The following is a 12669-nucleotide window of genomic DNA, read 5'->3' as shown; positions in this document are numbered from 1 at the left end:
CTGGGGGCCCCGCTGGCGTTCGCGCTCCTGCCGGCCGCACTGCTCGTCACGATGATCGTGGCGATCAGCGTCGGGGCGGTGAACGTCCCGCTCGGTGACGTGTGGGGGATCGTCCTGCACCATGTCACCGGCGCGGGAGCGGCCCCCTCCGATCCCGCGCTCGACCAGATCGTCTGGAACTTCCGCACCCCGCGGGTCGTGTCGGCGGCCCTGGTCGGCGCGGGCCTGGCGGTGACCGGAGCGGTGCTGCAGACCGTGGTGTCCAACCCGCTGGCCGACCCCGTCGTGCTCGGCTTCTCCTACGGCGCCACGCTCGGCGCGGTCCTCGTCATCACCCTGGGCGGCGGCGCCGCGCTCGCCGGGCTCGGGGTGCCGGGAGCGGCCTTCGCCGGGGCGCTGGCGGCGGGCGCGCTGGTCTTCGCCCTCGGACAGCGGCGGGGCCGACTCGCGCCCACGAGGCTGGTACTGGCGGGGGTCGCGGTCGGCTACGTCTTCCTCTCCGCGACCAGCTACGTGCAACTCCAGGCGACGCCATCGGAGTTGCGGACGGTCATGTTCTGGATGCTGGGCAGCGTCGCCGGCGCCCAGTGGGACCAACTGCCCCCGGTCGCAGGCGTGGTGCTGGTGACGACGGTGCTCCTGGCGCTCCTCGGCCGGCGTCTCAACGTCCTGCTGGCCGGGGACGAGTCCGCCACCGCGCTCGGCGTCGACGTCAACCGGCTGCGCGCCGTCCTGCTGGTTCTCAGCGCGCTGCTGACCGGCACGGTCGTCGCCGTCGCCGGCGGCATCGGCTTCGTCGGCCTGATGATCCCGCATCTGGTGCGCCTGACGACCGGCGCCGACCACCGCAGGCTGCTGCCCCTGACCGCTCTGCTCGGCTCGGTGTACCTGGTCCTCGTCGACCTGCTCTCCCGTACCCTCGACCGCCCCAACGAACTGCCGCTGGGCATCCTCACGGCCCTCCTCGGCGCCCCCTTCTTCCTCTGGCTGCTGCGCCACAACAAGGGCCTGGACTGACCCATGAGACTCACTGTCGACCGACTCCACATCGCACTGGACCGCACCCCGATCCTGCACGGCGTCAGCCTCGAAGCCCACGGCGGCGACATCGTCGGCCTGGTCGGACCCAACGGCAGCGGCAAGTCGACGCTGCTGCGCGCCGTCTACCGCTCCCTGCGCCCGGCGGACGGCGTCGTCAGGGTCGGTGACGACGACGTGTGGGCGGTGTCCGCCCGCACCGCCGCCCTCCGCACCGCCGCCGTCCTCCAGGACACCACGGGCAACACCACCGGCCTGACCGTCACGGAGATCGTCGCCCTGGGTCGCGCCCCGCACCACGGCCTGCTGGGCCGCGACGGCGCCGAGGACCACCGGGCCGTCCAGGAGGCCATCGACCACTGCGGCGCACGACCGTACGCCGACCGGGACTACGCCTCCCTCTCCGGTGGCGAACGCCAACGCGTGCTGCTGGCACGGGCGTTGGCGCAGAGCCCGCAGCTCCTCGTCCTGGACGAGCTGACCAACCACCTCGACATCAGGGCCCGGTTCGAGCTCCTCGACCTGATCCGCGCCACCGGCATCACCACCCTCGCCGTCCTGCACGACCTCGACCTCGCCGCCCGGCTCTGCGACCACCTGGTCGTCCTGCACGAGGGAGCGGTGGTCGCCGCGGGGCCGGTCCTCGACGTGCTGACCCCGCAGGTTTTCGGGGACGTCTTCGGTGTCCGGGCGACGACGGAACGGCACGCCGACGGCGTCATCCGCATCACGTACGGGGCCCAACCGCTCGCGCACGGGCGGCCGGAGAGGGCCGCGACCGGCTGATCCCCCCGCCCGGCCCTCGGAGGCGCCACGGCCGCGACGCCCCTGCCGGGGCCTCTCAGAGCGCCTGCCCGACCCCGGTCAGGGCCGACGCGGTGAGCACCTGGTCCGGACGCCCCTGCCCGGTGAGGCGACCGTCCTGGAGCAGGAGGCAGGCGTCCGCCGCGCGCGCCACGTCGAGGTCGTGGGTGGCCTGGACGACCGTCACCCCGTCGGCGACGAGCGCGGTCAGCAGCGCCCCGATCCTCTCCCTCGCCTCCGAGTCGAGGCCGGTGGTCGGCTCGTCGAGGAGCAGCAGCTCCGACTCCTGCGCCAACCCCTGGGCGATGAGCGCGCGTTGACGCTGTCCGCCGGACAGCTCGCCCAGTTGGCGGGAGGCGAGATCGCCGATGCCGAGGCGGTCGAGCACCGCGTCCACGGTCGCGCGGTCCCGTGCGGTCAGCCGGCGCCACGGACCGCGCTCGCCCCAGCGCCCCATCTCCACGGTCTGCCGGACGGTGAGCGGAAGGGTGTCGCCGACCGCTCCGCGCTGCGGCACGAAGGCGGGCGGCCGGTGGCAGGCGCGGAGGAGGTCGCCTGCTGTCGGCCTGATCACACCGGCGAGCACGCCGAGCAGGGTGGACTTGCCGCTGCCGTTCGGGCCGACGAGCGCCGTCGTGCTCAACTCGGCTATCTCACCGCTGAGGTGATGGAGGACGGGGCGTCCTGGATAGCCGGCGCACAGTCCCGTGAAGCGGAGGAGCGCGGGGCGGTCGAGGGGCGGGGCGGGCGAGGTGCGCGGTTTGTTGAACATGATTTTCATTGTAGTGTCCTGGGCGTGGAATGGTTGACGGTCCCGTTCGAGGTGACCTTTGTGCGGCGGGCCCTCTGGGGCGGGATGCTCGTGTCCGCCATCTGCGCGCTCGCGGGCACCTGGGTGGTGCTGAGGGGGATGGCCTTCCTCGGCGACGCCATGTCCCACGGACTGCTGCCGGGCGTCGCGGTGGCCGCGCTCCTCGGGGGGAACCTGATGGCGGGCGCCGTGGTCAGCGCCGCCGTCATGACAGCGGGCGTCACCGCGCTCGGCCGTACGCCCAGGCTGTCCCAGGACACCGGCATCGGGCTGCTGTTCGTCGGCATGCTCTCGCTCGGCGTGATCATCGTGTCGCGCTCGCAGTCCTTCGCGGTCGACCTGACCGGCTTCCTCTTCGGGGACGTCCTCGCCGTCAGGCAGCGGGACCTCCTCGTGCTCGCGGCGGCCATGCTCGCCGCGCTCGTGGTGTCCGCCCTCGGCCACCGCGCCTTCCTGGCCCTGGCGTTCGACCCGCGCAAGGCCCACACCCTGGGGCTGAGGCCGCGCCTGGCGCACGCCGTGCTCCTCGGACTGCTCGGCCTGGCGATCGTGGCCTCGTTCCACATCGTGGGAACACTGCTCGTCCTCGGACTGCTCATCGCACCACCGGCCGCTGCCCTGCCCTGGGCCCGCTCCGTACGCGGCGTCATGGTGCTCGCCGCCCTGCTCGGCACCTCGGCCACCTTCGCCGGCCTGCTGCTGTCCTGGCATCTGAGCACCGCGGCCGGTGCCACCGTCGCGGCCTCCGCGGTGAGCCTGTTCTTCCTCTCCCACGTGCTGTCCGGGCTGCGCGACCGCCGAACGCGCCGCGCCCGCTCCACGGCACCTCCCCTCGAAGCCAACTGAAAGAAGCCAGAGGCGATCAGCATGACCGTCCGCACAACCGTCGCTCCGCGGGCATCGGCAGCACTGGTGCTCACCGCGCTGCTCACCGCGAGTTGCGCGCAGGAGAAACCCGACACCGCACGCCCCGAAGCGAGTTCACCGTCCACGACCGCGCACGGGTACGTCGAGGGCGCCCAGGAGGCCGCCGAGCAGCAGTCCCGACTCCTCCTCAACGACCCCGACAGCGGGGACACCGGGGTTCTCGACCTCCTCACCGGCAAAGTGCACAGGACGGCCCAGGTGAAGAACGCCGTCATGCTGGGCACGGACGGCAGGTTCGGCCACCTGCACACGCCCGGCGGCACCCATGTGCTCGACAGCGGCGCCTGGATGGTGGACCACGGGGACCACGTCCACTACTACAGCGCGCCGGCGCGGGACGTGGGCGAGCTTCCCCAGGGCGGCCGGGCACGGATACGCAGCGACATCGCCGTGACCGCGGTGACCGACGACAACGGCCGCGCCGTCCTCCACGACCGCGGCACGCTGGAGAAGGGGCGGATCGCGACTCCCCGGAAGCTGCCCGGCACGTACGCCGGCGCCGTCGTGCCCTACGAGGAACACCTGCTCGCCTTCGAGAAGAAGGGCGGCACCACCGAACTCGTCGTCCTGGACCGCGAGGGCGAACGCGTGGCATCCCCGGACGTGACGTGCCAGGCACCCGAAGGAGACGCCGTCACCCGGCGCGGCGTGGTCCTCGGCTGCGCCGACGGCGCCCTGCTGGTGCGTGCGCGGGACGGCGCCCTCACCGCCGAGAAGATCCCGTACGGACGGCACGTCCCGGCGCGGGAACGCGCCACCGCCTTCCGCCACCGGCCCGGCAGCGACACCCTCACCGCCCCGGCCGGCGACACCGCCGCCTGGGTCCTCGATGTCGCCGGACGGACCTGGAAGCGGGTGGACACCGGACCGGTCGTCGCGGTCAACACGGCGGGCGAGGGCTCCCCGTTGCTCGTCCTGGAGACCGACGGCGCGGTGCACGGCTACGACATCGGGACCGGGAAGCAGACCGCGCGGACCGAGCCGCTGCTGACGGGAGGGGAACCCGACGGCTCCGACCGCAGCGCACCCGTCATCGAGGTCGACCGCAGCCGCGCCTACGTCAACGACCCCGAGGGCAGCAGGGTGTTCGAGATCGACTACGACGACGGCCTGCGCATCGCGCGCTCGTTCGACCTGGACGTCAAGCCGGTCCTCATGGCGGAGACCGGACGATGAGCCGGACCGAGGCGAGGCGGCGCGCACGGGTGCGCGTCGCTCGCCTGCGACACCTGATCGCGGGCCTGCTCGCCCTCGCGGCAGCCGTGACCGCCACCGCGTGCACCACCGGCGCCGGCGACGACCGGCCCGGCATCGTCGTCACGACCAACATCCTCGGCGACGTCACGCGCGAGATCGTCGGCGACGAGGCCGACGTCACCGTCCTGATGAAGCCCAACGCCGACCCGCACTCCTTCGGTCTCTCGGCGGTGCAGGCCGCCGAGCTGGAACAGGCCGACCTGATCGTCCACAACGGCCTCGGCCTGGAGGAGAACGTCCTGCGGCACGTCGACGCCGCCCGCGCGTCGGGTGTCGCCACCTTCGCGGCCGGCGAGGCGGCCGACCCGCTCACCTTCCGCACCGGCGACGACGGCGGCCCCGAGGGCGAGGAGGGACAGCCCGACCCGCACTTCTGGACCGACCCCGACCGGATGCGCGCGGTCACCGGCCTGCTGGCCGACCAGGTCATCGAGCACGTCGAAGGCGTGGACCCCGGCACGGTACGGGCCAACGCCGACCGCTACGCGCGGCGGCTCACGGACCTCACCACCTGGATGGAGACGTCCTTCGGCGAAGTCCCCGCGGACCGGCGGGCTCTGGTCACCAACCACCACGTCTTCGGCTACCTCGCCGACCGCTTCGGCTTCGAGGTGATCGGCGCGGTCATCCCCAGCGGCACCACGCTGGCCTCACCCAGCTCCTCGGACCTGCGCTCCCTCACCGAGGCGATGCGGAGAGCGGGCGTGCGCACCGTCTTCGCCGACTCCTCCCAGCCCAGACGGCTCGCCGAGGTACTGCGAGCGGAAACGGGCGGCGGGGTCCGCGTCGTCGAACTCCACTCGGAGTCCCTGACCGCCGAGGGCGGGGGCGCCGACACCTACGAGCGGATGATGCGCGCCAACACCACCGCCATGGTCACCGGCCTGACCGGCGACTGACCCCCGAACCCCTCCCGGCGCACCGGACTTCGGGCGCCGGCCCCTGGTACCCCCGTGCCGCCACCGCGCGGCGCAGAAAGGAACACGCCGATGAACAAGTCGATACGCGGCAGAGCCCTCACGGGAGCGGCACTGGCCCTGGCGGTCTCCACGGTCCTGACCGCCTGCGGAGGAGAGAACTCCCCCTCCGCCACCGCGTCCGGCAAGGCCGCGAGCGCCACGCCCGCCGCGGCGGTCCAGGAGCCGCTGGTCGCCACCTTCGACGGCGGCCTGTACATCCTCGACGGCGCGAGCCTGGAACTCACCGGGACCATCGACCTGCCCGGCTTCAACCGGGTCAACCCGGCCGGCGACAAGGACCACGTCGTCGTCTCCACCGACAGCGGGTTCCGCGTCCTCGACGCCACCCGCCAGGCCCTCACCGACATCGAGTACAAGGGCGCCAAACCGGGCCACGTGGTCCGCCACGCCGCGAAGACCGTGCTCTTCACCGACGGCACCGGAGAGGTCAACGTCTTCGACCCCACCGCGCTGAGCAGCGGGAAGAAGCCGGCGGGGCGCACCTACACCTCCGCCGAGCCGCACCACGGCGTCGCCATCGAACTGGCCGACGGCAGCCTCGTGAGCACCCTCGGCACCGAGGAGAAGCGCACCGGCGCGCTGGTGCTCGACCGGAACGACAAGGAGATCGCGCGCAACGAGGAGTGCCCCGGCGTCCACGGCGAGGCCGCCGCCGAGAACGAGGCCGTCGGTGTCGGCTGCGAGGACGGCATTCTGATCTACAAGGACGGCGAGTTCACCAAGGTCGACGCCCCCGACGACTACGGCCGCATCGGCAACCAGGCCGGCAGCGACGCCTCGCCGATCCTCCTGGGCGACTACAAGACCGACCCCGAGGCCGAGTTGGAGCGGCCCACCCGCGTCTCCCTCGTCGACACCGAGAAGAAGAAGCTGCGCCTGGTCGAACTGGGCACCAGCTACTCCTTCCGCTCGCTGGCCCGCGGCCCGCACGGCGAGGCCCTGGTCCTCGGCACCGACGGCGCCCTCCACGTCATCGACCCGGACACCGGCGAGGTCGAGAGGAAGATCCCCGTCGTGGGGGAGTGGCGGGAGCCGCTGGACTGGCAGCAGGCCCGGCCCACCCTGTTCGTACGCGGGCACATCGCCTACGTCTCCGAACCCGGTAAGAAGGCGCTGCACGCCGTCGACCTGGAGACGGGGAAGAAGATCGCCTCCGTCACCCTGCCGAAGAGCACCAACGAGCTGTCGGGCGTCGTCGCCGGACACTGACCGGGCCGGCCCTCGCCACGGCCGACGCCGCGGTGGCGAGGGCACCCGCCGAGGACGTCACGAGCAGCCCGGCCGGGCTCAGCCACCTTCCGGCCGGGCACGGCCCGCCCCCCCCGGCCTACCGCGGAAGCCCCTCGCGCGGAAGCTTCTCCCGCGATGCGAGGGCGGCGAGGTGGTCGCCGAATCCTCCCCGGGCGCGCGGGCGCAGGCGGCCCGAGGTGGTCACCGGGCAGTCCGCGGTGCGCAGGACGCGGTGTCCCCGGCCGACCAGGGCCGCCACCAGGCCGTGGTCCTCACTGAGCGGCACGGGAGGGAAACCTCCCACCGTCAGATAGGCGTGCGCGGCGACCCCGAGGTTCGCGCCGTGCACATGGGGGTGGTGCCAGGCGCCCCGCTGCGGCCGGGAGGCGCCGTAGCGCAGTTGATGACGGGCGGCCAGGCCGGGCGGTGTGTGCGGGCCGTGGGCGACGGCCACGGTTCCCACGACCGCGTCCCAGCCCTCACCGGCGCGCGCGTGCTGGAAGGCGAGCCAGTCGGGCGGTACGACGCTGTCGGCGTCGGTGGAGGCGAGCCAGAGCCCCTCCGGGCCGCCCAGGGTCTCCAGGGCCCGGTGGGCGGCGGCCGCTCGGGCGAGCCCGACGTTGCGGTCACCGGTCCGCACGACCTGGACGCCCGCGCTCAGCGCCGCGGCCACGGTCCCGTCGGAACAGGCGTCGGCGGCGACCACGGTGACGACTCTGACCTGGCGCAGCGCGGGATGCCGGGCGGCAGCCCGGATCGCCGCCAGCGAGGCGGGGAGCAGCTCCTGCTCGTTGTGCGCGGGGACGAGGACGGCGAGGGAGCGCGGTCTCACGTCAGGCCCTCCGCCGCCGCCGGGGAGCAGGGTGCCGTTCCGTCGGCCCCGCGGCGTCCGAACGTCTGGAGGACGAAGTCCTCCTCGCGGTGCTCGCACGCCAGGGCCAGTTCCGGAACGGACGCGAGGAGGCGGGCGATCTCCTCGCCGGTGCGGAGGTGCTCGGCCACCGGGTGGTTCCAGTGCACCGAGACGAGGGTGCCGCCCTCCTCCAGCGCGGACACCGCCTTGCCCAGCAGCTCGGTCAGTTCGGGGAGGTCGAAGTAGTAGAGCAGTTCGGACAGGACGATGAGGTCGAACGTGCCGGGCGGCCACTGCCCCGGCAGCGTCAGCCGGCGCACCTCGACGTGGGACAGCCCGCGGGTGCGACGGGCGGCGGTCTCGGCCGCCGACCCGACCCGGTCGCAGGCCAGCACGGCGTCGCAGCGTTCCGCCAGGCGCAGGGTGAGTTCGCCGACCGAGCAGGCGGGTTCGAACGCCCTGCGGTAGCGGGGGCGGGGCAGGGCGGCGAGGGTCAGGTCGTACTTGCGCCGCTCGTACCAGCGCTCGGCCAGATGCCAGGGGTCGGCCGCGCCGCGGTACATGTCCTCGAAGTAGGAGGGTGGCGTGCTCACTGGAACAGGACCTCCGTGGTGCGCAGATGGTGGGCGAGTTCCTCGGGCGGGAGGACGGCCGCCTCCCGCGGGCCCGGCCCGAGCGGGCGGATCTGGCTGACGAACCGGTCGACCGCGGCCCGCTTCCGGGCCAGGACGTGCGGGGGGAGCGGCACGCGACGCGCCGTCCCCCACGGCACGCGCGGGTCGCCGGGCGTCGCCCAGTGCCACATCCAGACGGGGTACAGCCGGCACGGGAGGCCCGCGCTCCGCGCCGCCCGCTCGGCCGCCCGGCCCGCCGCCTCGTGGTCGCCGTGCACGTCATGGGTCCAGGGCGCCACCACCAGCTCCGCGCCCTGGAGCAGGGGCGTGAGCGCCGCCGCGACGCGTTCCTCGTGCCGGGCGACGGAGGTGTCCGGGACGTGGAGCCGGACGAGCCGCCCGGGGTCGACGCCGAGTTCGCCGAGGGCGGACCGCAGCTCGTCGGCGCGCAGCCGCGCCAGGCCGGCCGGCGTCACGACGCGGCTGCCCGGATGGGAGCCTTCGCCGTCGGTGACCGAGACGATCGTCAGGTCGACGCCGCGCTCGGCGAGGACGGCCATCGTGCCGCCGAAACCGAGCACCTCGTCGTCGGGGTGCGCGGCCACCACCACGACCCTGCCCCGCCACGGCAGGTCCGCCTCCGCCAGCGCCTCCCACCCGGCCCACTCGCGCCAGAGCGCCTCGTCGGTCCCCGGTGCCTGGATCGGGTCGGCGGGGGCGGTGTCCGCGGCAGGCCGGGTCACCGGGTGTCCTGCGGCCGGGCGAGGAGCGCGCCGAGTTCGGCGAGGTCGCGTTCGCCGTGGTGCTGGCGGATGTAGACGGTCAGGTCGGCCACGGTGCGGGCGTGGCGCGGGTCGTGGCAGAGCGGGCCCGCCCCGGTGGCCCGGCCGGCCCGCGCCAGGACCTCGGCGCACACCGACTCGACGAAGGCGCGGACCCGCAGCCCGCGCGCGCGGGCCCCGCCGCCGCTGTCCAGGGGGTCGTCGTCGATCTCCGCCGCGGCCTGCGCCAGTACGGCCCCGGCGGCGTGCAACCGCGCGTCGACGGCGCCGAGATGGGCGTCGGTGTGCGGGTCCGCGCGCCGCGCCGCCGCGTGCCGCAGGGTGCGCGCGACGGCTAGGGCGCCGCCGTACCAGCAGGCGGCCACCCCGATCCCGCCGTGCTGGAAGCCGGGCCTGCGCAGATAGGCGTCGACCCCGCCGACGGCGACGGCGGGCGCCCGGTCGAAGCGCATGTCCGGGCTGTCGCTGCCGGCCATGCCCACGGCCTGCCAGGTGCCGTCGACGGGGCTGCTGGTGCGCGGGTCGACGGCCACCGCGAAGAGCGCGCGCCCCTCGGGTGTCCTGGCGGTGACGAGGGCGTCGGTGCAGCTGTGCGCCCCGGAGCAGTACGGTTTCACGCCCGTGAGGAGCCAGGTCCCGTCGGCGGGTGTGGCGTCGAGGGTGGTGCCGGGCGGTTCGGCCGCCCACACGCCCCAGCGCCGGCCGGGACCCGGCGGTGGTCCGTCGAGTTCGGCGAGGATCGCGAGCGCGTCCACGTGCCCCTCGACCAGGCGGGCCACGCACAGGTCCTCCTCGGCGACGGCCTGGAGCGCGGACAGCCGGGCCGCCGTCCGCCCCGACCCCGGCAGCGGGAAGGCGAGTTCCCCGGCGTCGATCAGCCCGACCACCGAGGCGAACCGTGCGGCGGCCTCCGCGCGGGCGTCGTCCGGCGCCGTCCCGTCGCGCGGCGGGCCGACCGGGTCCTCGTCGGCCGGGACACTCGCCGACAACATGCTGTCCGTCATGGGATGGTGCTGCCCTTCGTGCGGCGTCCGGTGTACGGATGGGTGGGGTGTGGTTCGTGGGCCCGCCGTCGCCTCCCGAGGGGCGGGCGGCCGTGCGGGCGCGGGTCCGCGCGAGCGGCGGCGGCGCGGACCGTCACCGGCCGGGCGTGCGCTGCCCGACGCGTCCGCCGGACGGGCGACGACGGTGCTCACAGCCTCCGCCAAGAGGTCGGTGCCCGCCACAGGAGCACGGTCCGGCGGGAGTGGGGCGGTCATGATCCCCGGTGGCCGTTCGACCGGGTGACGCGAGGTCACCGGCGCGGGGCGCGCAGTGCGGTCCTGCCGTCCCGCCAGCGCTCCAGGAGGTGCGCGCCGAGCCGGTCCTCCAGGAGGGTCGTCGTCTCGATGCCGAACACGACGTCCTGTTCGAGGCCGGGTTCCTCGGCCAGCAGTCCGGCGACGACCTCGTGGCGCACGACCTGTTCGTGGACCGCGTCGGCCTCGACGTGTTCGTCGTAGAAGTGCGCGGCCGCCTCGCCCGCCCCGGTGCGCCTCATCGCGTCCGCGAGGCGTGCGGAACCCGGCGGCGACGTGACCTCGACGACGGCGAAGTGGCCGGTCAGCGCCCCGCGCAGCGAGCGGCGCAGCCCGAGGAGCGACATCAGGTTGACGACGGCCAGCATCGCGCCGGGCGCCTCGTCGACGTAGTGGCCGTACGTCGTGACCAGCCCGAGGTCGGCCATGAGGTCCGCGAACAGCCGGGCGTGCACCCGCTCGGCGCGGCCCGCGCCGAACTCGTCGTAGAGCACCGCGACCATGCCCGCCTTGGCCCGGCCGCGCAGGCGCGGGAGGACCCAGACGTGCGGGTCCGCCTCCTTGAGGTGGTACAGCGAGCGGATCGCCGCGTACTCCCTCAGCTGCCAGAGTTCGCCCTTGTCGCGGAGGTGGTGGGTGACGCTCGACGGGTCGTGGCCGGCCGGCTCGGTCAGCAGGAGCGCGAACGCCTCGTCCGGTGAACGGCCGGCGGGCGCGTCGGCGCGCAGTGCGCCGAGGAAGCGCTCCTCGAGCGCCCGGCGCAGCGGCATCAGGGCGGGGTCCCACTCCCGGTCGTCGTCGACGCCGGCGAAGCCGCGGTAGTGGAGTTCGTAGAGGGCGTACAGGGCGAGTTGCAGATCGTCGCCGTACGGGTCGGCGTCCTGGACGTCACCGGGGTCGGGAGGCGGGTCGGAGGGCGAGGCGAGGGCGGTGAGCAGGCCGGCCGACAGGGGGCCCCGGGCGGCGGGCAGGGCGGGACCGGCGGGCGTCGTGGTCATGGGGCGGTCTCTTCCGGCTCGTTCTTGTCGCGCCCGGCGCGGTCCGCGCGGGAGTGCGGGGCCGCGCCGTGGCGGCGGTGGCTGGTGTCGCACCACGGCAGGATGCGGCTGCGGCGGCAGGTGCAGACGGCGACGACGAAACGGTCCGACACGGTGACCGTGCCGTCCTCGCCCACGATCTCCACCGGTCCCTCGATGAGGATCGGGCCGTCGCGCTCGACGGTCAGGCGGCGGGGGCGGTCAGCTGCGTTCGGCACGGATGACCACCAGTTCCTCGCTCGATCCGGTCTCGGAGGCGAGGCCGTTGTCGCACAGCCACCGCAGCCGGGACCAGAGCACGGGCCCGTAGGGGATGACGACGCGCTCGCACACCCGCGCGCGCAGTCCGGCCTCCTCCAGCCGGCGCAGGGTCGCGCCCGTTCCGCAGAGGCCCGAGTGGACGAGCAGCAGGACACCGCCGGACTTCAGCGTGCCCGCCGCGCCGTCGCACACCCCGTCGAGCACCGCCCGCCCGTCGCGGCCCGCGTCCCACGCGCGCGCCTTCCCCCGCGTGGGCACCGCCGTGGACGGTGACGGAACGTAAGGGGGGTTGCTGACGACGACGTCCCAGGAACTGTCCGTGAGCGAGGCCATGTCACCCCGCAGGACCCGAACCCGCAGGTGGGACCGCCGGGCGTTGAGACGGGTGGCCAGCACCGCCCGCCGGGACACGTCGAGCGCCGTCACCCGGGCTCCGCGCCGCGCCGCGAACAGCGCGAGCGCTCCCGTCCCCGTGCCGACGTCGAGCAGCTCCGCGCCCGCCGTGAGCCGCTCCCGGCTCAGGGCACCGAGGAGCAGCCGGGTGTCGAGTTGCGGGGCGTACACCCCGGGGGGTCTGAGCAGGCGCGGCGGGCGGCGGACCGTGCCGGGCGGTGGCGTCGTCATGGTGGCGTCCTCCAGAACCTCGGGGCGGCCGGTGACGGCCGGGGGCTTTCGTGGTCGACGCTCGTGGCGCCGGCGCCGGCGCCGAACCGGCCGGGTGACCCCGTGCGGGTGGGGGCGGCAGCCGCCCTGACCTCGGTGGGTGGCCTCTCCGGC

At 74.5% G+C, this 12669-nt stretch carries 14 protein-coding genes; 6 read left to right on the top strand and 8 right to left on the bottom strand.

Going from position 1 to position 12669, the window contains the following annotated elements; genetic code table 11:
• The first annotated feature begins 51 nt into the window (after nucleotides 1-51).
• Both DDJ31_RS04035 and DDJ31_RS04030 read left to right on the top strand, forming a co-directional pair.
• Nucleotides 52-1017 carry a FecCD family ABC transporter permease gene (locus DDJ31_RS04035; protein ID WP_127181667.1) on the top strand — a complete coding sequence of 322 codons (966 nt, stop codon included), beginning with the start codon at nucleotides 52-54 and terminating at the stop codon, nucleotides 1015-1017.
• 3 nt (nucleotides 1018-1020) lie between these two features.
• On the top strand, nucleotides 1021-1824 hold the full coding sequence (locus tag DDJ31_RS04030) for an ABC transporter ATP-binding protein (protein ID WP_127181668.1): 804 nt from the start codon (nucleotides 1021-1023) through the stop codon (nucleotides 1822-1824).
• A 55-nt stretch (nucleotides 1825-1879) separates the two neighbouring features.
• On the opposite strand, the gene aztA is transcribed toward DDJ31_RS04030, so the two are convergent.
• Nucleotides 1880-2623, bottom strand: a complete 744-nt coding sequence (aztA, locus tag DDJ31_RS04025) for a zinc ABC transporter ATP-binding protein AztA (RefSeq protein ID WP_127181669.1) — start codon at nucleotides 2621-2623, stop codon at nucleotides 1880-1882.
• A 15-nt stretch (nucleotides 2624-2638) separates the two neighbouring features.
• Between aztA and aztB the strand changes: the two genes are divergently transcribed.
• From aztB to aztD, 4 genes are all read left to right on the top strand, one after another.
• A complete protein-coding gene (gene aztB, locus DDJ31_RS04020; RefSeq protein WP_127181670.1) occupies nucleotides 2639-3499 on the top strand; it encodes a zinc ABC transporter permease AztB in 861 nt (286 codons plus the stop codon).
• Between the two features lie 21 nt (nucleotides 3500-3520).
• Nucleotides 3521-4756: a hypothetical protein gene (locus tag DDJ31_RS04015; protein ID WP_127181671.1), complete on the top strand. Its 1236-nt coding sequence runs from the start codon at nucleotides 3521-3523 to the stop codon at nucleotides 4754-4756.
• A complete protein-coding gene (gene aztC, locus DDJ31_RS04010) occupies nucleotides 4753-5736 on the top strand; it encodes a zinc ABC transporter substrate-binding protein AztC (protein ID WP_127181672.1) in 984 nt (327 codons plus the stop codon). The genes DDJ31_RS04015 and aztC overlap by 4 nt, the downstream gene beginning before the upstream one ends.
• A gap of 90 nt (nucleotides 5737-5826) precedes the next feature.
• Nucleotides 5827-7026: a zinc metallochaperone AztD gene (aztD, locus tag DDJ31_RS04005; RefSeq protein ID WP_127181673.1), complete on the top strand. Its 1200-nt coding sequence runs from the start codon at nucleotides 5827-5829 to the stop codon at nucleotides 7024-7026.
• 118 nt (nucleotides 7027-7144) lie between these two features.
• On the opposite strand, the gene DDJ31_RS04000 is transcribed toward aztD, so the two are convergent.
• The 7 genes from DDJ31_RS04000 to DDJ31_RS03970 form a co-directional block, all read right to left on the bottom strand.
• Nucleotides 7145-7879: a glycosyltransferase gene (locus tag DDJ31_RS04000; RefSeq protein WP_127181674.1), complete on the bottom strand. Its 735-nt coding sequence runs from the start codon at nucleotides 7877-7879 to the stop codon at nucleotides 7145-7147.
• Nucleotides 7876-8493 (bottom strand): class I SAM-dependent DNA methyltransferase, encoded by a 618-nt coding sequence (locus DDJ31_RS03995; RefSeq protein ID WP_127181675.1) that lies wholly within the window; start codon nucleotides 8491-8493, stop codon nucleotides 7876-7878. Before DDJ31_RS03995 ends, DDJ31_RS04000 begins: the two co-directional genes overlap by 4 nt.
• Complete coding sequence (locus DDJ31_RS03990) at nucleotides 8490-9257, bottom strand: PIG-L deacetylase family protein (protein WP_127181676.1); 768 nt, start codon at nucleotides 9255-9257, stop codon at nucleotides 8490-8492. Before DDJ31_RS03990 ends, DDJ31_RS03995 begins: the two co-directional genes overlap by 4 nt.
• Nucleotides 9254-10288, bottom strand: coding sequence for an acyl-CoA dehydrogenase (locus DDJ31_RS03985; RefSeq protein WP_127182966.1), 1035 nt, complete (start codon nucleotides 10286-10288; stop codon nucleotides 9254-9256). The genes DDJ31_RS03990 and DDJ31_RS03985 overlap by 4 nt, the downstream gene beginning before the upstream one ends.
• A gap of 302 nt (nucleotides 10289-10590) precedes the next feature.
• Complete coding sequence (locus DDJ31_RS03980) at nucleotides 10591-11592, bottom strand: iron-containing redox enzyme family protein (RefSeq protein WP_127181677.1); 1002 nt, start codon at nucleotides 11590-11592, stop codon at nucleotides 10591-10593.
• Nucleotides 11589-11849 (bottom strand): CDGSH iron-sulfur domain-containing protein, encoded by a 261-nt coding sequence (locus DDJ31_RS03975; RefSeq protein ID WP_127181678.1) that lies wholly within the window; start codon nucleotides 11847-11849, stop codon nucleotides 11589-11591. Before DDJ31_RS03975 ends, DDJ31_RS03980 begins: the two co-directional genes overlap by 4 nt.
• A complete protein-coding gene (locus DDJ31_RS03970; protein ID WP_127181679.1) occupies nucleotides 11833-12516 on the bottom strand; it encodes a HemK2/MTQ2 family protein methyltransferase in 684 nt (227 codons plus the stop codon). Before DDJ31_RS03970 ends, DDJ31_RS03975 begins: the two co-directional genes overlap by 17 nt.
• Nucleotides 12517-12669 lie beyond the last annotated feature (153 nt).

It is taken from the genome of Streptomyces griseoviridis (assembly GCF_005222485.1).
Lineage (GTDB): Bacteria > Actinomycetota > Actinomycetes > Streptomycetales > Streptomycetaceae > Streptomyces > Streptomyces hintoniae.
This window is presented reverse-complemented; position numbering and strand designations above follow the sequence as displayed.

Bases quoted from the DNA above. Each gene is read 5' to 3' on its own strand.
- DDJ31_RS03970 (WP_127181679.1), bottom strand. From the start codon at position 12,516: ATGACGACGCCACCGCCCGGCACGGTCCGCCGCCCGCCGCGCCTGCTC.
- aztA (WP_127181669.1), bottom strand. From the start codon at position 2,623: ATGAAAATCATGTTCAACAAACCGCGCACCTCGCCCGCCCCGCCCCTC.
- aztC (WP_127181672.1), top strand. From the start codon at position 4,753: ATGAGCCGGACCGAGGCGAGGCGGCGCGCACGGGTGCGCGTCGCTCGC.
- DDJ31_RS04015 (WP_127181671.1), top strand. From the start codon at position 3,521: ATGACCGTCCGCACAACCGTCGCTCCGCGGGCATCGGCAGCACTGGTG.
- DDJ31_RS03985 (WP_127182966.1), bottom strand. From the start codon at position 10,288: ATGTTGTCGGCGAGTGTCCCGGCCGACGAGGACCCGGTCGGCCCGCCG.
- DDJ31_RS03980 (WP_127181677.1), bottom strand. From the start codon at position 11,592: ATGACCACGACGCCCGCCGGTCCCGCCCTGCCCGCCGCCCGGGGCCCC.
- DDJ31_RS04030 (WP_127181668.1), top strand. From the start codon at position 1,021: ATGAGACTCACTGTCGACCGACTCCACATCGCACTGGACCGCACCCCG.
- DDJ31_RS04035 (WP_127181667.1), top strand. From the start codon at position 52: ATGATCGTGGCGATCAGCGTCGGGGCGGTGAACGTCCCGCTCGGTGAC.
- aztD (WP_127181673.1), top strand. From the start codon at position 5,827: ATGAACAAGTCGATACGCGGCAGAGCCCTCACGGGAGCGGCACTGGCC.